This window comes from Amycolatopsis lurida (genome assembly GCF_900105055.1).
In the GTDB taxonomy this organism is placed as follows: Bacteria; Actinomycetota; Actinomycetes; order Mycobacteriales; family Pseudonocardiaceae; genus Amycolatopsis; species Amycolatopsis lurida.
In genome coordinates this window covers 2,263,069-2,283,627 of record NZ_FNTA01000004.1, presented here as the reverse complement: position 1 = coordinate 2,283,627, position 20,559 = coordinate 2,263,069, and the positions used below count along the sequence as shown (strand labels likewise).

15 protein-coding genes are annotated in these 20,559 nt (G+C 68.7%); 9 read left to right on the top strand and 6 right to left on the bottom strand.

What is annotated here, in order from left to right:
- Positions 1-184 precede the first annotated feature (184 nt).
- The 5 genes from BLW75_RS15740 to BLW75_RS15720 all read left to right on the top strand — a co-directional run bounded on the left by BLW75_RS15740 (position 185) and on the right by BLW75_RS15720 (position 4,992).
- Entirely contained in the window at positions 185-1,246 is a 1,062-nt protein-coding gene (locus BLW75_RS15740; RefSeq protein ID WP_034323107.1) for an ABC transporter substrate-binding protein, read from the top strand.
- Positions 1,247-1,262: 16 nt separating this feature from the next.
- Positions 1,263-2,045 carry an ABC transporter ATP-binding protein gene (locus BLW75_RS15735; protein ID WP_034323110.1) on the top strand — a complete coding sequence of 261 codons (783 nt, stop codon included), beginning with the start codon at positions 1,263-1,265 and terminating at the stop codon, positions 2,043-2,045.
- The gene (locus tag BLW75_RS15730) at positions 2,032-2,925 is read left to right on the top strand and encodes an ABC transporter permease (RefSeq protein ID WP_034323112.1); all 894 of its coding nucleotides are present in this window, start codon (positions 2,032-2,034) and stop codon (positions 2,923-2,925) included. The genes BLW75_RS15735 and BLW75_RS15730 overlap by 14 nt, the downstream gene beginning before the upstream one ends.
- Before the next feature lie 27 nt (positions 2,926-2,952).
- The gene (locus tag BLW75_RS15725; RefSeq protein WP_091597670.1) at positions 2,953-3,969 is read left to right on the top strand and encodes an iron-siderophore ABC transporter substrate-binding protein; all 1,017 of its coding nucleotides are present in this window, start codon (positions 2,953-2,955) and stop codon (positions 3,967-3,969) included.
- 90 nt (positions 3,970-4,059) lie between these two features.
- Positions 4,060-4,992, top strand: coding sequence for an acyl-ACP desaturase (locus BLW75_RS15720; RefSeq protein WP_034323114.1), 933 nt, complete (start codon positions 4,060-4,062; stop codon positions 4,990-4,992).
- A gap of 226 nt (positions 4,993-5,218) precedes the next feature.
- Here BLW75_RS15720 and BLW75_RS15715 read toward each other — a convergent pair whose 3' ends face one another.
- The gene (locus tag BLW75_RS15715) at positions 5,219-6,856 is read right to left on the bottom strand and encodes a DEAD/DEAH box helicase (RefSeq protein ID WP_034323117.1); all 1,638 of its coding nucleotides are present in this window, start codon (positions 6,854-6,856) and stop codon (positions 5,219-5,221) included.
- 275 nt (positions 6,857-7,131) lie between these two features.
- Here BLW75_RS15715 and BLW75_RS15710 point away from each other — a divergent pair, with 275 nt between their 5' ends.
- Both BLW75_RS15710 and BLW75_RS15705 read left to right on the top strand, forming a co-directional pair.
- Positions 7,132-8,469: a serine hydrolase domain-containing protein gene (locus BLW75_RS15710; RefSeq protein ID WP_091597667.1), complete on the top strand. Its 1,338-nt coding sequence runs from the start codon at positions 7,132-7,134 to the stop codon at positions 8,467-8,469.
- A gap of 25 nt (positions 8,470-8,494) precedes the next feature.
- A complete protein-coding gene (locus BLW75_RS15705) occupies positions 8,495-10,225 on the top strand; it encodes an acyl-CoA dehydrogenase family protein (protein WP_034323122.1) in 1,731 nt (576 codons plus the stop codon).
- An 83-nt stretch (positions 10,226-10,308) separates the two neighbouring features.
- On the opposite strand, the gene BLW75_RS15700 is transcribed toward BLW75_RS15705, so the two are convergent.
- Entirely contained in the window at positions 10,309-12,675 is a 2,367-nt protein-coding gene (locus BLW75_RS15700; RefSeq protein ID WP_034323126.1) for a Tex family protein, read from the bottom strand.
- A gap of 161 nt (positions 12,676-12,836) precedes the next feature.
- Between BLW75_RS15700 and BLW75_RS15695 the strand changes: the two genes are divergently transcribed.
- Positions 12,837-14,327 (top strand): chitinase, encoded by a 1,491-nt coding sequence (locus tag BLW75_RS15695; protein ID WP_034323129.1) that lies wholly within the window; start codon positions 12,837-12,839, stop codon positions 14,325-14,327.
- Between the two features lie 135 nt (positions 14,328-14,462).
- Here BLW75_RS15695 and BLW75_RS15690 read toward each other — a convergent pair whose 3' ends face one another.
- From BLW75_RS15690 to BLW75_RS15680, 3 genes are read right to left on the bottom strand one after another with little or no spacing between them, the layout of a single operon-like run.
- Complete coding sequence (locus tag BLW75_RS15690) at positions 14,463-16,130, bottom strand: GMC oxidoreductase (RefSeq protein WP_034323131.1); 1,668 nt, start codon at positions 16,128-16,130, stop codon at positions 14,463-14,465.
- Positions 16,127-17,584 carry a flavin-containing monooxygenase gene (locus BLW75_RS15685; protein WP_034323134.1) on the bottom strand — a complete coding sequence of 486 codons (1,458 nt, stop codon included), beginning with the start codon at positions 17,582-17,584 and terminating at the stop codon, positions 16,127-16,129. Before BLW75_RS15685 ends, BLW75_RS15690 begins: the two co-directional genes overlap by 4 nt.
- A 53-nt stretch (positions 17,585-17,637) precedes the next feature.
- A complete protein-coding gene (locus BLW75_RS15680; protein ID WP_034323186.1) occupies positions 17,638-18,753 on the bottom strand; it encodes a winged helix DNA-binding domain-containing protein in 1,116 nt (371 codons plus the stop codon).
- Positions 18,754-18,831: 78 nt separating this feature from the next.
- Here BLW75_RS15680 and BLW75_RS15675 point away from each other — a divergent pair, with 78 nt between their 5' ends.
- Positions 18,832-19,860 carry an AraC family transcriptional regulator gene (locus BLW75_RS15675; protein WP_034323137.1) on the top strand — a complete coding sequence of 343 codons (1,029 nt, stop codon included), beginning with the start codon at positions 18,832-18,834 and terminating at the stop codon, positions 19,858-19,860.
- Here the strand turns inward: BLW75_RS15675 and BLW75_RS15670 are convergent.
- On the bottom strand, positions 19,787-20,452 hold the full coding sequence (locus tag BLW75_RS15670) for a TetR/AcrR family transcriptional regulator (RefSeq protein WP_034323139.1): 666 nt from the start codon (positions 20,450-20,452) through the stop codon (positions 19,787-19,789). The two genes, BLW75_RS15675 and BLW75_RS15670, sit on opposite strands and share 74 nt — an antisense overlap.
- Positions 20,453-20,559: the final 107 nt, after the last annotated feature.

Below are 20,559 nucleotides of genomic sequence, written 5' to 3'. Positions count from 1 at the left end.
GTGATTCGCCCGTTCGGCCCGATCCGTTACACCGGTCCTGAAATGTGGAACAGGAGTTCCGCCTGGTGTCAAGGATTCTCAGCATCTTTCCCGTCATTCGGATGGCGATGCAGGTACGCGGGTGAACATGCGACTCTCGCGCCACCACCCGAGCCGAGTCGTACCCTCCGAAAGGCGACCTTCCGTGCGCACCCACCACAGAACCCGCTTGCTGGCCGCGGCCTTCGCCGCCCTGACACTGGCCGGCGGGATCGCGGGATGTTCACGCGCGGACAGCGGCGCCGCCCCGGCGGAGCAGAAGAGCCAGGGAGCCGCGGCAGAGGTTCGCGTCGGGTACTTCCCGAACGTGACCCACGCGCCCGCGCTGATCGGGACCAAGAACGGCTTCTTCGCCAAGGAGCTCGGCTCGACGAAGCTCACCACCCAGACGTTCAACGCCGGACCCGAAGAGGTCAACGCGCTGCTCGGCAACTCGCTCGACATCGCGTTCATCGGCTCCGGCCCGGCCATCAACGCCTTCACCAAGTCCAAGGGCGCCATCCAGCTGGTCTCCGGTGCGGTCACCGGCGGCGCCCAGCTGGTCGTGAAGCCGGAGATCGCCACGCCGGAGCAGCTCACCGGAAAGAACATCGCGACGCCGTCGCTGGCGAACACCCAGGACGTCGCGCTCAAGAAGTTCGTCGCCGAGAAGAAGATCCCCGACGTCAAGGTCACGAACCTCGACAACCCGAAGACGTTCGACGCCTTCAAGAAGGGTGAGCTCGACGGCGGCTGGCTGCCGGAGCCGTGGTCCTCGCGGCTCGTGCTGGACGCGGGCGCGAAGGTCCTGCTGGACGAGAAGACGCTGTGGCCCGAAGGCAAATTCCCGACCACGGTCGTGATCGTCCGCAGCGAGTTCCTGCAGCAGCACCCGGAGACCGTCACCGCCATCCTCAAGGGTGAACTCGCCGCCATCGAGTGGGCGAAGACCAACCCCGCCGAGGCGAAAAAGGTCGTCAACGGTGAACTCAAGGCGCTCGCGGGCAGCACACTGAGCGAGGCCGTTCTCGATCGCGCGTTCTCCGGCATCGAACTTGGTATCGATCCGGTGGCGTCGACCTTCAGCCAGCTCGCGCAGGACTCGGTGACCGCGGGCGTGGTGAAGTCCGCGGTGGACCTCAAGGGGTTCGCCGATTTCGGCCCGCTCAACGCCGTGCTCGAAGAGCAGGGCAAGCCCGGCGTGAACGCGCCCGGGCTGACGAAGTGACCGGAGGGGATCAGCGATGACGACCACCTTGGAGCCCGGCCTGTCCACCGGTGTCGCCGTGCGCCTCGACGGGGTGCGGAAGGCCTTCGGGCCGACCGGCCGCGCCGTCGTGGCCCTCGACGGGATGGATCTGACGGTCGCCCCCGGCGAGTTCGTCTGCCTCCTCGGCGCCTCCGGCTGCGGCAAGAGCACCCTGCTGAACCTGGTCGCCGGTCTCGACCGGCCGACCTCGGGCTCGATCACGCTCGAGACCTCGCGGCCCGCGGTCATGTTCCAGGAGGCCGCGCTGATGCCGTGGCTGACCGCGGCCCGCAATGTGGAACTGCCGCTGCGCCTCGCGGGTTTCGGCCGGTCCGAGCGTCGCGCAAAGGCGGCCGAACTGCTCGAACTCGTCCGCCTCGGCGGCGCGGGCGACAAGCGGCCCCACGAGCTGTCCGGCGGGATGCGGCAGCGCGTCGCGCTCGCCAGGGCGCTGGCCGCCACCCTGCGCGTCGGCGGTGACCCGGAGCAGTCGCTGCTGCTGATGGACGAGCCGTTCGCCGCCCTCGACGCCATCACCCGCGACGTTCTCCAGGGTGAACTGCTGCGCGTCTACCGCAGCACCGGCACGTCGGTGCTGTTCGTGACCCACGACGTCCGCGAGGCGGTCCGGCTCGGCCAGCGGGTCGTGCTGTTGTCGTCGCGGCCTGGCCGGGTCGTGCGGGAATGGCGCGACGTCCAGGCCTCCGACGCCGAGGAGCTGACGCTGGAGATCACCGGTCACCTCCGGGAGGTGATCAGTACCCATGCCGCGGCTTGACCGCCCCGAAACCGCGGCGGAAGACGCCGACGAGGCCGTCGGCGCGGGACTCGACTCGCTCGACACCCCCACCGGGGAACGCCGGGAAAGCCGGGGAAAGCGATTCTTGCGGGGCTTCGTGCCGCCGGTGGTCTTCCTGGCGCTGCTGGTCGCGCTGTGGCAGGCCTTGTGGGCCGCCGCGTTCTGGCCGGAGGCCATGCTTCCCGCGCCGCTCGCGGTGTGGGACGAACTCGTCGGCATCACCGTCGACGGCGACATCTTCGAGTTCGTCTGGACATCGGTGCACCGCGCCGCACTGGGCTTCCTGATCGGCGTGGTCATCGGGACCCCGCTCGGGCTGCTGGTGGCGAAGGTCCGGGTCGTCCGGGCCGCGGTCGGGCCGTTTCTGACCGGGCTGCAGAGCCTTCCGTCGGTGGCCTGGGTGCCCGCGGCGATCCTGTGGTTCGGGCTGAACGACGCGTCGATCTACTTCGTGGTCCTGCTGGGTTCGGTGCCTTCGATCGCCAACGGCCTGGTCGCCGGCATCGACCAGATCCCGCCGATACTGCCGCGAGTGGGCCAGGTGATGGGCGCGAGCAGGCTGTCGTCCGCGCGGCACATCCTGCTGCCCGCCGCGCTCCCCGGATTCCTCGCCGGGCTCAAGCAGGGCTGGGCGTTCTCGTGGCGTTCGCTGATGGCCGCCGAGCTGATCGCGCTGTCCCCGGCGCTCGGCAAGGGACTCGGCGCCTACCTGCACGAAGGCTCGTCGTTCAACAGCATGGAGGCCGTGATGTCGGCCATCTTCCTGATCCTGCTGGTCGGCGTCGGTATCGAACTGGTGGTATTCCGTCCGCTGGAACGTTCGGTCCTACGTGCGCGTGGTCTCACCGCGTCCCTTTAGGACTTTGGTCAGGCTAGCCTTACCCGCATGTCCGTTACTGGGGTGCGGGTCAAGGCGACCCTGACCGCGCTGATGATGTCGCTGCTGGTGGCCGGTTGTGGTTCTTCGCAATCGGCCGACGAGAGCCTGGTGCCGCCGGAGTCCCGGGGTGCCTTCCCGGTGACCGTCGAGCACAAATACGGGTCGGCGACGGTCGAGAAGCAGCCTTCGAGGATCGTCACGCTCGGCCTGTCCGACCACGACGCCGTGCTGGCGCTCGGGATCCGGCCGGTCGGCGCCGTCGACTGGTTCAAGGAGCGGCCGTACGGGAAGTGGCCGTGGACCCAGGCTCGCTGGGGTGACAAGCAGCCGGAGGTCGTCGGCGAACGGGACGACTTCAACTTCGAGAAGATCGCCGCGCTGAAGCCGGACCTGATCCTCGCCCAGTACAGCGGGATGAAGAAGGAGCAGTACGACAAGCTCTCACAGCTCGCGCCGGTCGTCGCGCAGCCGCCGAAGTACGAGGACTACGCGGCGCCGTGGCAGGAGATGACCCGGATGGTGGGCCGCGCGCTGGGGCTCCCGCAGAAGGCCGAAGACCTGATCGCGGGGATCGACCGGCGGTTCGCGCAGGCGCGCGCCGAGCATCTCGGGTTCGCGAAGCTGTCGATGGTCGTCGCCGACACCTTCGAGGCGGGCAAGTTCTCCGCGTTCACCACGACCGACCCCAAGATGATCTTCATGACCGAGCTGGGCTTCCGGCCCTTCGAGCCGGTCAAGGCGCTGAGCAAACCGGAGAACAACGTCGTCGAGGTCTCCTCGGAACGGTTCGACCTGTTCGACGCGGATCGCCTGGTGTGGCTGAACTCCGACGTCAACGCGGAGACCAGGGTGCGGGCCGATCCGGTGTACCAGCGGCTGAAGGTCTCGGGCGAGAAGAGGGATCTGTTCATCACTTACGAGAACCCGCCGGTCGGGGCCGCGATCTCGTTCAACACCGTGCTGAGCATCCCGTACGCGATCGAGCAGCTGGTGCCGAAGCTGGCGGCCGTCGCCGGCTCCTGAGCGTTCACCTTCCGGAGGTGGCAAACCTACGACACCGTAAGTTACGGTGTCGTAGGTAGGCGTTTTCCGTACCCTGGAAGGACGAGACGCATGGCGGTCCCCGAAACCACCCGGCTGATGCTCGAGCTCGAGGGAACGGTGGAGGAGAACCTCAATCGACATCTCTCGGTCGCCAAGGAATGGATGCCGCACGAGTACGTGCCCTGGGACGAGGGCCGCAACTTCGCCGATCTCGGCGGTGAGGCGTGGGATCCCGAGCAGTCCCGGGTGTCGCCGATCGCGCGGACGTCGTTAGAGGTCAACCTCCTCACCGAGGACAACCTGCCGAGCTATCACCGCGAGATCGAGCGCGCCTTCGGCCGCGACGGCGCGTGGGGCACGTGGGTGCATCGCTGGACCGCCGAAGAGGGCCGCCACGGGATCTGCATCCGCGACTACCTGCTGGTGACGCGCGCGGTGGACCCGGTCGAGCTGGAGCGGGCGCGGATGCAGACCATGCAGGCCGGGTACGACAGCGGCGACAAGGAGCTGCTGAACGTCTTCGCGTACGTGTCCTTCCAGGAGCTGGCGACGCGGATTTCGCACCGCAACACCGGGAAGTACACGCAGGATCCGCTGTGCGAGAAGCTGCTTTCGCGAGTCGCGATGGACGAGAACCTGCACATGCTCTTCTACCGGAACCTGGTGCAGGCGTCGCTGGAGCTTTCACCCGACGCGATGATGCGCGCCATCACCGACGAGGTCGTCCAGTTCCAGATGCCGGGCGCGGTGATCCCGAGCTTCGTGCGGAAGGCCGCGCTGATCGCGAAGGCGGGCATCTACGACCTGCGCATCCACCACGACGAGGTGATCTGGCCGTTGCTGCGGCAGTGGAAGATCTTCGAGCTCGAAGGGCTCGGCGAAGTGGGGGAGAAGGCGCGGGACGAACTCGACCAGTTCCTGAAGGCCCTCGACACCCAAGCTTCGCGCTTCGAAGAGCGTCGCGCGGCCGCTGAAGCCCGCGCCGCCGCCCGCCAGGCGTGATCCGCCCCTGATCACGCGAGTTACGCCTTCCGTCACGTGTGATCCGGCGGCCGTCACGTGTGATCAGACGGACGGCACGTGTGATCCGGCGGACGACACGCGTGATCAGACGGACGACTCATGTGCCGGCCATCCGATCACGCGTGACGGAAGGCGTAACTCGCGTGCTTGAAGCCGGATCTCGCGTGTTCGAAGGCGTAACTCGCGGGACGGAAGCCGGGCGGGACTAGCGCGAGCGGCGCGAGCCGGCGCGGGTCCCGGAGGAGAAAGCGGCGGCACCGCCACGACGGGCCGGAGCGCCACCGGACTGGTTCCGCGAGGACTGCGGCTTCGCGGCACCGGAGCCGCGGCGCGGCTGGGAGTCGGCTGAGCGACGACCCTGGCCACCGCCCTTGGGCGCGCCTTCGCGACGTCCGGTGGGCTCGGCCGCGCGACGGCCTTGGCCGGCGGGAGCACCTCGGCGGTCGCCCTCGGAGCGAGGCTGACGCGAGCGGCCGTCGGACGAGCCGCTACGACGGCCGCCACCGGAAGCGCCGCGGCCACCGGCGGAGGGGCCACGGCCGCGACCACCGCGGCCGCCACGTCCACCACTTGCCGGACGGTCTTCGTCGTCGCCCTTGCCCGGGATGGCTTCACCGCTGGCGCTGACCCGCTTCGGCCGCGTGTCCACGATCGGCCGTCGCGGCGACGCGGTGAACGAACGCTCACCGGGCGCCAGCTCCGACAGCAGCGGGTGGCCGGGGCCGAGCTGCGTCGTGGTCGGCTTGATGCCCGCCTTGCGGGTGAGGTCGCGGACGTCGCCGACCTGCGCGTCGGTCATCAGCGTGACGACGGTGCCGGACGCCCCGGCCCGCGCCGTCCGGCCGGAGCGGTGCAGGTACGCCTTGTGCTCGACGGGCGGGTCCGCGTGGATGACCAGCGTGACGTCGTCGACGTGGATGCCGCGCGCCGCGATGTCGGTCGCGACCAGCGTCTTCGCCGCGCCGGAGGCGAACGCCTCCAGGTTGCGGGTCCGCGCCGTCTGGCCGAGGTTGCCGTGCAGTTCGACCGCCGGCACGCCGGAGGCCATGAGCTTGCGCGTCAGCTGCTTGGCGCGGTGCTTCGTCCGGGTGAACACGAGCGTGCGGCCCGGCGCGGCGGTGAGGTCGATCAGCACCGGCAGCCGGTGGGTCTCCTCCAGGTGCAGCACGTGGTGCTTCATCGTCGAGACCGGCGACTGGGCCGAGTCGACGCTGTGCGTGACCGGGTCGTGCATGAAGCGCTTGACCAGCACGTCGACGCCCGCGTCGAGGGTCGCGGAGAACAACAGCCGCTGCCCGCGCTCCGGGGTCTCGGCCATGATGCGCCGGACGTCGGGCAGGAAGCCGAGGTCGGCCATGTGGTCGGCCTCGTCCAGCACGGTGATCTCGACATGGTCGAGCTTCGCCTCGCCGGAGCGCATGTGGTCGGCGAGCCTGCCGGGGCACGCGACGACGATGTCGACGCCGTCACGCAGCCTGGTGATCTGCGGGTTGGGGCTGACGCCGCCGAAGATCGTGGTGACCCTGAGACCGAGCGGTTTGGCCAGCGGCAGGAACGACGCCTCGATCTGGGTCGCCAGTTCGCGCGTCGGCGCCAGCACCAGCGCACGCGGGCGGCCGGGGCGGCGGCGCGTCGGGCCTTCGGCGAGCCGGGCGAGGACGGGCAGCACGAAGCCGTAGGTCTTGCCGGAGCCGGTGCGGCCGCGGCCGAGGACGTCCCGGCCGGCCAGCGAATGCGGCAGTGTGGCGGCCTGGATCGGGAACGGGCTGGTGACGCCCTGTTCGGCGAGCGAGTCCACGAGGGTCTTGGGCAGGCCGAGTTCGGTAAAAGTAGGTGTGCTCATAAGCGTGTGGGCACAGGTGCGCCCTGGTATCTCCGTAAGGATAGAAAGGGTTGTCCTGCCCGGCGCAGACCTCGGGGGGCCGCGGCGCGTGGTCTTCGACAACGAAACGCGGCCCGAGGCAGAACTGAGCGGACCGCGTCGCCCAGTGTACTGGGTCCTGATCTCCCGGGCTACGTGATATCGCCCGCACCGGTCCGGCGATGTTCGTCGGTTCGGACGAGCCGGGCGCGGCGTCGTGCTGAAACGCTGGCCTGACCGGACGAAAGGGGACACGGGTGTCGAACGTTCAGGATCTGCAAGGGGTGCTCGACGAGGAGGCGCGTCGCGCGAGCGTCCCCGGAGCGGTGGTGGGGGTGACGTACCGGGGTGTGGAGTCGGTGTTCGTCACCGGGGTGTCCAGTGTGGACACCGGGCTACCGGTCGATCCCGGCACGGCGTTCATGATCGGCTCCACCAGCAAGACCTTCGCCGCGGCCGCCGCACTGGCCCTGGTCGAAGACGGTGTGCTGGACCTGGACAGGCCGGTGGTCGAGTACCTCCCCGACCTTCCCTTGGCGGATCCGGTGGCGCGGAAGACGGTGACCTTGCGTCATCTGCTCACGCATTCGGCGGGGTTCCTCGGCGACGTCGACTTCACCACCGGGTGGGGTGACGACGCGCTGGCGCTCGCGATCGCGAAGTTCGGCGACCTGCCGCAGAACTTCCCGCCCGGCGAGGTCTTCTCCTACTGCAACGCCGGGTTCCAGCTGGCCGGACGGGTCGTCGAGGTGGTGGCGGGCGAACCGTTCGAGGACGTGGTCCGCGCCCGGCTGCTCGAACCACTCGGCATGACCGAGTCGTATTACCTGCCGTGGGAGGTGCTCACGCGCCGTCACGCCGTCGGTCACGTGCTGCGAGACGGCGAAGCGGCGGTCGCGCACACGGTGGGCCTGACCCGCGCGGACAGCGCGAGCGGGGGCCTGTGGTCGACGGCGGGAGACCAGCTGAAATGGGCGCGGTTCTTCCTGACCGGTGAGGCCGAGGGCGAGCCTCCCCTCAGCGAAGCCACCCGCGACCTCATGCGCGCGCCGCAGCGCAAGGCCGCGCTGCGGTTCGAGGAGGTCGGGCTGAGCTGGCTGCACACGACCCATGGCGCCGCTCGGCTGGTCCGGCACGGCGGCAACGTGAGCAATCTGCAGCTGTCCGAGTTCGTCACCCTGCCGGAACACGACTTCGCCGTCACGGTGCTGACCAATAGCGCGGGCGGGTCCGCGTTGGGTGCGAAGATCGTCGACTGGTGCCTGGAACATCTGGTCGGGCTGCCGCCGCTCGCGACCCCGCCGCCGGTGCGGCAGCCGGACATCGCCGAGTACCTGGGCCGCTATCAGACCGGTGACCTGGCGTTCGTGGTCGAGGACCGCGCCGGCGCCCTCTGGGCCCAACTGGTGGCCGATGTCGAGGGCTTCCCCTCGCCGCCGCCGTTCGAGGCCGTTTTCGTGGGCGGTGACGCGATCGCCCCCGCCGGCGACACCCGCAAGCCCACCGCGCGTTTCCTGCGGAACGACCACGGGGAGGTGACTTCGATCGAGTTCGGTGGCCGGACGGCGAAGCGAAGCGCTACGGTTACCGGGTAGTAACTTCGGCTGACCAGGAGTGACCATGAGCGAAAAGGCGACCGCGTTGTTGCTGAACCCGGGTGGGTACGACCCACGGCAGTTCGACCCGGAGACGCGTCGCCTGCTGCGTGCCACCATCGAGTGGTTCGAACAGCGCGGCAAACGCAAGCTCGTCGAGGACTACCACGACCGGACCTTCTACGCGGACTTCATCGAGTTCGCGGGCAAGGAAGGGCTCTTCTCGACGTTCCTCACTCCCGGCACCAACGCCGACGGGAACCCTGACAAGCGCTGGGACACCGCGCGGGTCGCGGCCCTGTCGGAAATCCTCGGCTTCTACGGGCTGAACTACTGGTATCCGTGGCAGGTCACCATCCTCGGCCTCGGCCCGGTGTGGCAGAGCGCGAACGAGGCCGCCCGCAAACGCGCGGCGGACTCGCTCGCGGCAGGCGGCGTCGCCGCGTTCGGGCTGTCCGAAAAGGAGCACGGGGCCGACATCTACTCGTCGGACCTCGTGCTCACCCCGGACGGCAAGGGCGGCTACCGTGCGAACGGATCGAAGTACTACATCGGCAACGGCAACTGCGCGCGGACCGTTTCGGTGTTCGGCCGCATCGACGGTGTCGAGGGCCCGGACCAGTACGTGTTCTTCTACGCGGACTCGGAACACCCGAACTACCGCGTGGTGAAGAACGTCGTCCCGTCGCAGATGTACGTCGCCGAGTTCGAGCTCGACGACTACCCGGTGTCCGAAGAGGACATTCTGCACGTTGGTGCCGACGCGTTCTCCGCGGCGCTGAACACGGTCAACATCGGCAAGTTCAACCTGTGCTTCGGCGGCATCGGGATGTCGACGCACTCGCTGTACGAGGCGATCACGCACGCGCACAATCGGGTGCTCTACGGCAAGAAGGTCACCGAATTCCCGCACGTGCGCCGGGAATTCGTCGAGGCGTACGCGCGGCTCGTCGCGATGAAGCTGTTCTCCGACCGTGCCGTGGACTACTTCCGCAGCGCGAACGCGGACGACCGCCGGTACCTGCTGTTCAACCCGATCACCAAGATGAAGGTGACCACCGAGGCGCAGAAGGTCATCGGCCTGGTCGCGGATGTGGTGGCGGCCAAGGGTTTCGAGGCGGACACCTACCTCGCGATGTCCAAGAACGACATCGACGGCCTGCCGAAGCTGGAAGGGACGGTGGCGGTGAACCTCGCGCTGATCGCGAAGTTCGTGCCCGCCTATCTGTTCGCGCCGCAGGCCTACGAGCCGGTGCCGACCCGTTCCGACGCGGCCGACGACGAGTTCCTGTTCCGCCAGGGCCCCGCGCGCGGGCTCTCGAAGGTGCGGTTCCACGACTGGCGTGAGGCCTACGCCAAGGCGTCCGCGATCCCGAACGTCGCGCGGTTCACCGAACAGGCCGAGGCGCTGGTGAAGCTGTTCACCGAAGCCGCGCCGGACGAGGCGCAGCAGCAGGACATCGACTTCGGCCTCGCGCTGACCGAGCTGTTCACGCTGGTCGTCTACGGGCAGCTGGTGCTGGAGCAGGCGGAGATCACCGGGATCGAGACCGAGGTGGTCGACCAGATCTTCGCCATCCTGGTGCAGGACTTCAGCCTCACGGCGATCGAGCTGCACGGGAAGTCATCCTCGACCGACGCGCAGCAGGCGCTCGCGCTGGCTTCGATCCGGAAGCCCGTCGTCGACGCGGCCCGCTTCGATCACGTGTGGTCGCTGGTGCGGGACCTCTCGGGTGCTTACGCCATGAATCCCTGAGCTGAAGGACGCTTTCCCCGCATCTGACGCGGTGAAGGGCGCTTTCCCCGCATCGCATGCGGGGAAAGCGCCCTTCAGCAGCTTTACTTGCCGAAGCCGGCCTTCCGGAGCGCGTCCGCCATGGCGCCGCCGCCACCGGAGTTCCCGCCGCGGTCCCGGCCGCCACCACGGCCGCCTTGCCGCTGTCCGCCGCCCTGGCGCTGACCGCCCTGGCCGCGGTCCCGACCGCCGCCGCCCTGCTCACGAGCAGGCTTGCCGGGCTCGTCGTCCAGCCGCAGGGTCAGCGAGATCCGCTTGCGCGGCACGTCGACCTCCAGGACCTTCACCTTGACGATGTCGCCGGGCTTGACGACCTCACGCGGGTCCTTGACGAAGTTCTTCGACAGCGCCGAGACGTGCGCGAGGCCGTCCTGGTGCACGCCGACGTCGATGAACGCGCCGAACGCGGCCACGTTCGTCACGACGCCTTCCAGCCGCATACCCGGCTTGAGGTCGCCGATCTTCTCGACGCCGTCGGCGAAGGTCGCGGTCTTGAACGCCGGACGCGGGTCGCGGCCCGGCTTTTCGAGTTCGGCGAGGATGTCGGTCACCGTCGGGAGACCGAAGGTGTCGTCGACGAACTCGGTGGGCTTAAGCGCCTGCAGGGTCCGCGAGTTGCCGATCAGCGAGCGGATGTCCGTGCCGGTGGAGGACAGGATCCGCCGCACCACCGGGTAGGCCTCCGGGTGCACCGAGGACGAGTCGAGCGGGTCGTCGCCGTCCGGGATCCGGAGGAAGCCCGCGCACTGCTCGAACGCCTTGGGGCCGAGCCGCGCGACCTCCTTGAGCCCGCTCCGCGTCTTGAACGGACCGTTCTCGTCGCGGTGCGCGACGATGTTCTCCGCCAGCGTCGTCGTGATACCCGAGACGCGGGTCAGCAGCGGGGCGGACGCGGTGTTGACGTCCACACCGACGGCGTTCACACAGTCTTCGACCACCGCGTCGAGCGAACGCGACAGGGAGATCTCCGACAGGTCGTGCTGGTACTGCCCGACGCCGATCGACTTCGGGTCGATCTTCACCAGTTCCGCCAGCGGGTCCTGCAGCCGGCGCGCGATCGAGACCGCGCCGCGCAGCGAGACGTCCATGCCCGGCAGTTCCTGCGACGCGAACGCCGACGCCGAGTAGACCGACGCGCCCGCCTCGGAGACGACGGCCTTCGTCAGCTTCAGTTCCGGGTGCTTCTTGATCAGCTCGCCGGCGAGTTTGTCGGTCTCGCGCGACGCGGTGCCGTTGCCGATCGAGATCAGGTCCACCTTGTGCCGGGCGCACAGCGCGGCGAGTTCGGCGATGGACTGGTCCCATTTGTTCGCGGGCTGGTGCGGGTAGATCACGTGGGTGTCGACGACCTTGCCGGTCGCGTCGACGACGGCGACCTTGACGCCGGTGCGGAAACCCGGGTCGAGGCCCATCGTGGCGCGCGTGCCGGCCGGAGCGGCGAGCAGCAGGTCGCGCAGGTTCGCGGCGAACACGCGGACGGCGTCGTCCTCGGCCGACTGGCGGAGCCGCATCCGCAGGTCGATGCCGAGGTGCAGCAGGATCTTCGTCCGCCAAGCCCAGCGGACGGTGTCGCCGAGCCACTTGTCGGCGGGGCGGCCTTCGTTGGAGATGCCGAACTTGTGGGCGATGCGGTTCTCGTACTCGGTCGGCCCGGTCTTCGGTTCCTCCGAAGGCTCTTCGGACTCCATCGTGAGGTCGAGGATCTCCTCCTTCTCACCGCGGAACATCGCGAGGATCCGGTGCGAGGGAAGCTTGGTGTAGGGCTCGGAGAACTCGAAGTAGTCGGAGAACTTCGCGCCCTCTTCGGCCTTGCCGTCGCGGACCTTCGAGGCCAGACGACCTTCGGCCCACATCTTCTCGCGCAGTTCGCCGATCAGGTCGGCGTCCTCGGCGAAGCGTTCGACGAGGATCGCGCGGGCGCCGTCCAGCGCGGCCTGCGCGTCCGCGATGCCCTTGTCGGCGTCGACGAACACCGCGGCCGCGGCCTGCGGGTCGGTGTTCGGGTCGCTCAGCAGCCCGTCGGCGAGCGGCTCCAGACCGGCCTCGCGGGCGATCATCGCCTTCGTGCGCCGCTTGGGCTTGTACGGCAGGTAGATGTCTTCGAGGCGGGACTTGGTGTCCGCCGCCATGATCGACGCTTCGAGCGCCTCGTCCAGCTTGCCCTGGCCGCGGATCGACTCCAGTACCGCGACCTTGCGCTCGCCGAGCTCCCGCAGGTAGCGGAGGCGTTCTTCGAGGGTGCGCAGCTGGGTGTCGTCCAGCATCCCGGTGACCTCTTTGCGGTACCGGGCGATGAACGGCACGGTCGATCCACCGTCCAGCAGGTCGACGGCCGCCTTGACCTGCCCTTCGCGCACACCGAGTTCTTCGGCGATCTTCTGCTCGACTGTCTGCAGGCCCTGCACGCTCACTCCCACGCTCCTGAATCCGCCCTCGGGTGCTCTCGGACCCTGCATTCTGCCGCTCGCGCCGAGCCGACTTTCGTATGGCCTCCCCTAACCGAACCCTTGACAGTTGTATTGGTCTGTACCATTTTGATGTGGCCGACATCACCCGTTCGTGGAGGCCAGTCGTGAAAGTGAAGCCGAAACACGCGTTCCTCGCCCTGCTGTCGTCACTGGCCGTGTGCCTGGGGGTGACTTTCGCGGTCTCGGGCAACGCCTCGGCCGCCAACATCCTGACCAACCCGGGATTCGAACTCGGGACCACGAGCGGCTGGACCTGCACCGGCACGTCCTCCGTGGTCACCACGCCGGTCCACTCGGGCACCCGCGCGCTCAGCGCCACCCCGGCGGGGCAGGACAACGCCCGCTGCTCGCAGAGCGTGGCCGTGAAGGCCAACACCGCGTACACGCTTTCGGCGTGGGTGCAGGGCAGCTACACCTACCTGGGTGTCACCGGCACCGGGACGGGTGACAAGAACACCTGGACCCCGGGTGGCGGCAGCTGGTCGCAGCTCTCGCTGAGCTTCACCACCGGCGCGTCCACCACGAGCGTCGAGATCTACCTGCACGGCTGGTACGGCCAGCCCGCGTACTTCGCGGACGACGTGAACCTCGACGGCCCCGGCGGTTCGCCGACCACGACACCGACCACGCCGACGACGTCCACGAGCCCGACGACCACCACCACCAGCTCGCCGACGACCACGACGAGCACCCCGCCGACCGGCAACCTGCCGAAGCACGTGATCACCGGCTACTGGCAGAACTTCTACAACGGCGCGAAGGCGCTCAAGCTCGCCGACGTCCCGACGAAGTACAACATCATCGCGGTGTCCTTCGCCGACGCGACGGCCACGCCGGGCGCGGTCACCTTCACCCTCGACTCCGGCCTGTCGAGCCAGCTCGGCGGCTACACCGACGGGCAGTTCAAGGCCGACATCAAGACCGCGCAGGCGCGCGGGCAGAAGGTCATCCTGTCCGTCGGCGGTGAGAAGGGCACGATCCGCGTCGACTCCGCGGCCGCGGCCACGAACTTCTCCAACAGCATGAAGTCGCTCATCGCGACCTATGGCTTCGACGGTGTCGACATCGACCTGGAGAACGGCGTCAACGCGACCTACATGGCACAGGCGCTGCGCAGCATCCACGCGGCGGGCGGCTCGATCATCACCATGGCGCCGCAGACGATCGACATGCAGAGCCCGGCGGCCGAGTACTTCAAGCTGGCGCTGAACGTCAAGGACATCCTGACGATCGTCAACATGCAGTACTACAACAGCGGCTCGATGCTCGGCTGCGACCAGAAGGTCTATTCGCAGGGCACGGTCGACTTCCTCACCGCGCTGGCCTGCATCCAGCTGCAGAGCGGTCTGCGCGCCGACCAGGTCGGGCTCGGCCTGCCGGCGTCGGGTTCGGCGGCCGGTGGCGGCTACCAGGCGCCCGGCAACACGGTCAACGCGCTGAACTGCCTGGCGAAGGGTACGAACTGCGGTTCGTTCAAGCCTTCGACGACGTACCCGACGATCCGGGGCGCGATGACCTGGTCGATCAACTGGGACGCCTCGCAGGGCTACGCGTGGTCGAACACGGTGAGCGCGGGCCTGGCAGGCCTCCCGTGATGATCCGCTAGACCGGGGCGGGGCACCGTCGTCGCGCGGGCGACGGTGCCCCGCCCTTTCCACTTCGCGATTCGTCATCTACTTGCGATATTCGCGCCACGCGAACATCGCAAGTAGATGACGAATTGCGGGGGGTCAGAGCGGGGTGAGGGGGAGGCGCAGGGCGGCCGGGGCGTGCGGGGGCACGACGGGCTTGAGCGGGGCGACGGGGGACAGGCGCTGGTAGGGGGCGCCGAGCGGCGGCCGCGGGTCGGGCTCGCCCTTGTTGGGCCACAACGACATCGCGCGTTCCGCCTGCGCGGTGATGGTCAGCGACGGGTTCACCCCGAGGTTCGCCGAGATCGCCGAACCGTCCGCGATATGCAGCCCGGGGTGGCCGTGCACGCGCTGGTACGGGTCGACGACGCCGGTCTCGGCGCTGTCGCCGATCGCGCAACCGCCGATGAAATGGCCGGTGATGGGGATGTTCGCCAGATCCGTCCACGCGCCCTGCGCCAGCCCGCCGATCTTGTCCGCCACCCGCCGCGTGACCTCGTGGCCGGCCGGGATCCACTCCGGGTTCGGCTCGCCGATGCCCTGCTTCGTGGTCATCCGGCGGCCGAAGAGCCCGCTTTTCGGATACGTGGTCACGGAATTGTTCAGCGTCTGCATCACCAGCAGCCCGACCATCCGCTCCGACCACCGTCGCGGGTTGTGCAGCCGCACCAGCTGCCGGCGGTTCCGCCACAGTTCCCGCGCGCCCAGCACCCACCGGCGTCGGCCCGGCTCGGCGTCGACGAGCACCGTCGTCAGCAGGCCCATGAAGTTGCTGCCCTTGCCGTAACGCACCGGTTCGACGTGCGTGACGGCGTCGGGGTGGATCGACGACGTGATCGCGACGCCGCGGGTGAAATCGGTGTCCTTGCGCAGGGACCGCGCGGCGAGCACGGCCTCGGAGTTCGTCCTGGCGAGCAGGCCGAGACGCGGTGACAGGTTCGGCAGCGTTCCCGAGTCCTTCAACGAATGCAGAAGCCGTTGGGTGCCAAGGGAAGCGGCGGCGAACACCACCTCGGAGGCGGTGAAGGTCTGCTTGCGCTTGCGCCCCCATCGTCCTGTTCGGACGGTGTCGACCGCGTAGCCGCCGTCGATCGGCCGGACCGACACGGCGGTGGTCAGCGGATGGACCTCCGCGCCCGCCTTCTCCGCCAGGTACAGGTAGTTCTTGACGGTCGTGTTCTTCGCGCCGACCCGGCAGCCGGTCATGCACTCGCCGCAGTGCGTGCACGGCTTGCGCAGCGGTCCTTCGCCGCCGAAGAACGGGTCGACGTCGCGCTTGCCGAAGTGGACGCCGACCGGCGTGGGCCGATAGGTGCCCGCGATGCCCATGTCCTCGGCGACCTCGCGCAGCACGCGGTCGGCCGGAGTGACCAGCGGGTTCTCCACCACGCCCAGCATCCGTCTCGCCTGGTCGTAATGCGGGGCCAGTTCGGCCTTCCAGTCGGTGATATGCGCCCACTGCGGGTCTTCGTAGAAGGTGTCCGGTGGTTCGTAGAGCGTGTTGGCGTAGACGAGCGACCCGCCGCCGACACCCGCGCCGCTCAGCACGAAGGTGTTCTTCAGCAGTGTGAGCCGCTGGATGCCGTAGCACCCCAGTTTTGGGGCCCACAGGTACTTCCGGAGCCGCCACGACGTCTTCGCGAACTCGTCGTCGGCGAACCGGCGGCCGGTCTCCAGCACTCCGACGCGATACCCCTTCTCGGTGAGCCGCAACGCGGTCACGCTGCCGCCGAAACCGGAGCCGATCACCAGCACGTCGTAGTTCATCGCGCACCCGCCGTCCGGTAGTCGCCGAGGTCGAGCTTCTTCGTCCGCCGGTCGTACTCGGTGACCAGGCCCGGCCAGTTCGTGCTCACGCGGCCGTTCTCCTGGCGGTACCAGCTGGCGCAGGTCGTCCAGACACTGCGCCCGAGGCGTCGCTGGATCTCCTCGTCGTAGGCCTGCTCGACCTCCGGTACGACGTCCATATAGGACACTTCAGGTTTGGCGAGATGTTCGACGGCTTGGCGGATGTAGCGAGCCTGCCGTTCGATCATGTAGATGATGGAGCCCGCGCCGAGGTTCGTGTTGGGCCCGTAGACGCAGAACAGGTTCGGAAAACCCGGCACGGTCATGCCGAGGTACGCCCGCGCGCCGCCCTTCCACGCGTCGGACAGCGCCCGCCCGCCGAGCCCCTCGATCTTGAGTTCACCGAGGAAGTCGGTCGCCGCGAAACCCGTCCCGTAGACGATGACGTCGGCTTCGTGTTCGACGCCGTCCTCGGTGAGCACCCCGGACGGGGTGATCGCGCTGATCCGCCGCGTCTCCACGGCGACGTTGTGCTGCGCCAGCGCGGGCAGGTACTCGTTGGTGAACAGGATCCGCTTGCAGCCCAGCGGATAGTCCGGGGTGAGTTTCTCGCGCAGCGCCCGGTCCTTGATGTGGCGGCGGCGCAGCTGGGCCGTCCGCAGTTCGAAGATCTTGGCCAGCAGCGGATGTTTGGTCATCGCGTAGGTCGCGTACTCGGCGAGGAGGAAGATCCGCAGCCTGCCGAGCAGCTGGGTGGCGGGCAGATGCCGGAACAGCCGCTGCTGCCAGCGCCGGTAGCCGGTGTCCCGTTTGGCCATGATGTAGGGCGCGGTGCGCTGGAACACCGTCAGCTCACCCGCCTGGCGCTGGAGCTCGGGCACGAACTGGATGGCGCTCGCGCCGGTGCCGATCACCGCGACCTTCTTGCCGCGCAGGTCGACGTCGTGATCCCAGCGCGCGGAGTGGAAACTGGCGCCCTTGAAGGTCTCCTGTCCGGGGATGTCCGGCTGGACCGGCCGCGAAAGCTGGCCGACGGCGGGCACGAAGACGTTCGCCTCGAACGTCTCGCCACCCGCGGTCTCCACTCGCCAGAGTCCGCGCTCCTCGTCGAAGGCCGCGGCGGTGACGCGGGTGCCGAATCGGATGTGCGGTTCGAGCCCGTAGCGGCGCACCACGCGTTTGAGGTACTCGTGGATGTCCGGTTGCAGCGAAAACCGCTTCGGCCAGTCGGGGTTGGGCTCGTAGGAGAACGAGTACAGCGGCGACGGGATGTCGCAGCCGGCGCCGGGGTACGTGTTCTCCCGCCAGACGCCGCCCGGTTCGTCCGCGCTCTCCAGGATGGTGAAGTCGTCGAACCCGGCGCGTTTGAGCTCGATCGCCGTTCCGACCCCGCCGAAGCCCGTCCCTACGATCAGCACGCTCGTATCGCCCATGCCGATCGAAGTTACCCAGCGGTCACCCCACTAGGAAGTACACGACCGGCCACTCAATCGAGATTTCCGGCCACGATCTCCACCGAATGACTTTCGGCCTTCGGGTGAGCCCAGGTCAGCAGGCGGTGAGCGGAGCTTTCGAGGGCGTCCAGATCGCGCTTCGGGACCCGCTCGAAGGGCGTGATCACCACCGACGCGGCCTTCTTCGCCGTCTTGATCTCCCAGAATCCCTTCACGAACCCACCGACCAGGATGGTGCCCTTGACCAGGCCGTTCTGCGTGATGACGACCTTGCGGTACTCGTCGCTGATCACGCGGGTGCGGTCGGCGTAGGACAGCACGGTCTGGTCGAACGGTCCCAGCAGCCGGGCGGGCGCGGGGGTGTCCGGGTCCGGCCGCGGGGCGTCTTCGAGGTCGAAGAGCTCGCGGCCGTTCTCGTCGCGGAACGTCCGCAGCTCCGGCCGCAGTCGCTCGGCGACGTCGCCGAGCTTCGTGATCCCCGCCCATGCCTGCGCGTCTTGCACACTTGCGGGCCCGAAAGCGGCCAGATAGCGGCGGAACATCGCTTCCGGGGACGGCGTCGCGTCCGGCTCGGCGCCCAGCCAGTCCCCGGTGGTCTGATAGGTCGGCTGGCCGGCCTTGCCCCAGACGCCACGCGGCGGGATCTGCACCAGCGGCAGCAACGCCCGCGCGACATGCACCAGCGACGACGGCGCCACGCCCTCCCAGTGTTTCGCCAGTTCCGCGCCGAGTCCCGCCGACGAAAGCGGCCGCTCGCCGAGCAGTTTGCGGGCGGTGCGGGCGATCTCCTGGTGGTCGAGGTCCTTGATGTCGGGGCTGAACTGGGTGTTGCCGGTCACCGAGCGGTCGTAGAGGGGCTGCACGATCGGCCGCCAGGCCAGCGCGTCCGCCGGTTTCACCAGGTGCACCGTGCCGCGCATGAGCGCGATCCGCACGACACGCTTGTCCAGCAGCAGGTTCGCCAGATCTTCCTGGCGGAACCCGTGCAGCCGGGTCCACAGTGCGAAGTACGGCGGGTTCGGGGCCTGTGCCTGCAACCCGGCCAGCTGCTCGACCGCTTCGAGCGCGGTCATCTTCGAACGCCGGAGCAGCAGCTGCCGGTCCAGCATGGCGCGGTTCAGCGCGCGCCTGCTCAACGTGTCGGACATGCCGTTCACCCTAATCGGGATCAAGGACAGTTACGGTCCTCAATGCGGCGAGCGTTGCCGGGATCCATAATCCCGGCCATGGAACTACCGCCGCCGGTGATCCGGGACTGGGACTACCCACGCGGCACGGCGAGCATCGTGCTCATGGCCCGCTTCGCCGCCGAGAACGGTGTCGCGGGGCTGGAGTCCTACGAGTACGCGTCCGTGGACGGCCAGGTCGACGCACGGCAGGAGCTCGCGGTGGTCCGGGCCCTGATCCGCGGGCTCGGCGACGGGGACGACATCGCGCTGCGACTGAGCAGGCGGTACCGGGTCAGCGCGTTCGGCATCTTCGGCTTCGCGTGCATCAGCAGCCCGACGCTGGGGGACGCGATGCGCTTCGCCCTGCGCTACCTCGACCTGAGTTTCACCTTCTGCATCCCGCATGTGACCGTCGAGTCCGGACGGCTCGCGCTGGCCATGGACGACAGCCGCGTGCCGGGCGACGTCGCCCGGTTCCTCGTGCTGCGCGACCTCGGCACCATCCACACCGTCATGCGCGACATCCTGCCGGACATCTCCTTGCGTTCCGTGGCCTTCCGGCACGAACGTCCCTCCACAGTGGACGAATACGTGCGGACGTTCGGCTTGCCGCCGTCGTTCGCCGCTCCGTCGCATCTAGCCACCCTTGATCCGCTCTTCCTCGACAAACCCTTGCCGCAGGCCAACGACCAGACGGTCGCGGTCTGCGCCGCGCAATGCGATCTGCTGGTGTCCCGGAAACGGGAACGCTCCGGGATCGCGCAGCAGGTCCGGGAACGGCTGGTGCGGCTCGGCGGCGTCGGCGCCGGGATGGACGAGGTCGCGCGGCAGCTCGCGCTCAGCCCGCGCACGCTGCGACGGCGGCTGTTCGAGGCCGGAACCGGCTACCGCACGCTGCTCGACGAGGTCCGCCAGGCCTTGGCGGAGGAAATGCTCGACACCGGCGCGCTCAGCGTGGAGGACGTCGCGCTGCGGCTGGGCTACGCCGAAGCGTCGAGTTTCATCTACGCGTTCAAACGCTGGAAGGGGATGACGCCGGCGGCTTATGCCCGGCGGAACGCGTTGCGAGCACGGCCGGGTAGGTGACCCGCAGCAGGTGCAGGATCGAATCGGTGAGGAAGACCCGCAGCTCTTCGCGGCCGAGCGTGCCGCGGATCAGCCATTCGCGTGACGCCGCGCGCAGCATCCCGCCGTACGAACGGATCATCGCGCGGAGTTCTTCGCGACCCTCGGTGACCTCGCTCATCAACGCGGCCGCGAGTACGCGATCGGCGGCGATCTCGTCGGCCTCCAGCATGATCCGCTCGATCTCCGGGTCGCGGCCCACCGCCTCGGGGCCGATCGCCGTCAGCCACGCCTGCTCGTTGCGCTCGACGACCTCGATCCAGTGCTGGACGCTGATCGCGAGCCGCTCTTCGGCGCTCGTGTCGGGCAGGTTTTCGATCACCGGCGCCGGGACGATCATCATCTGCCGGACGACTTCCAGGTACAGCTCCCGTTTGCCGCCGAAGTAGTGGTTGATCAGGGGCCTCGCCACCCCGGCGGCCTTCGCGATGTCCGAGGTCGAAACCGAGGCGTACGTGCTCGCGCCGAACAGCCGCCGGGCCGCGGTCAGGATCTCGGCGCGCCGGGCGGCCGGCTCGAGGCGGCGCCGCCGGTTCTCCGGATCGGTGCTCATGGGCCGAGCGTAACCGTTTCAGGTGACCGGTCGCCGTTATTCATTCGGAACAACCCGCCGGTAACCCCAGGGGCCCGCACGGCGACGTTGGGGGCGGGGGGACCGGG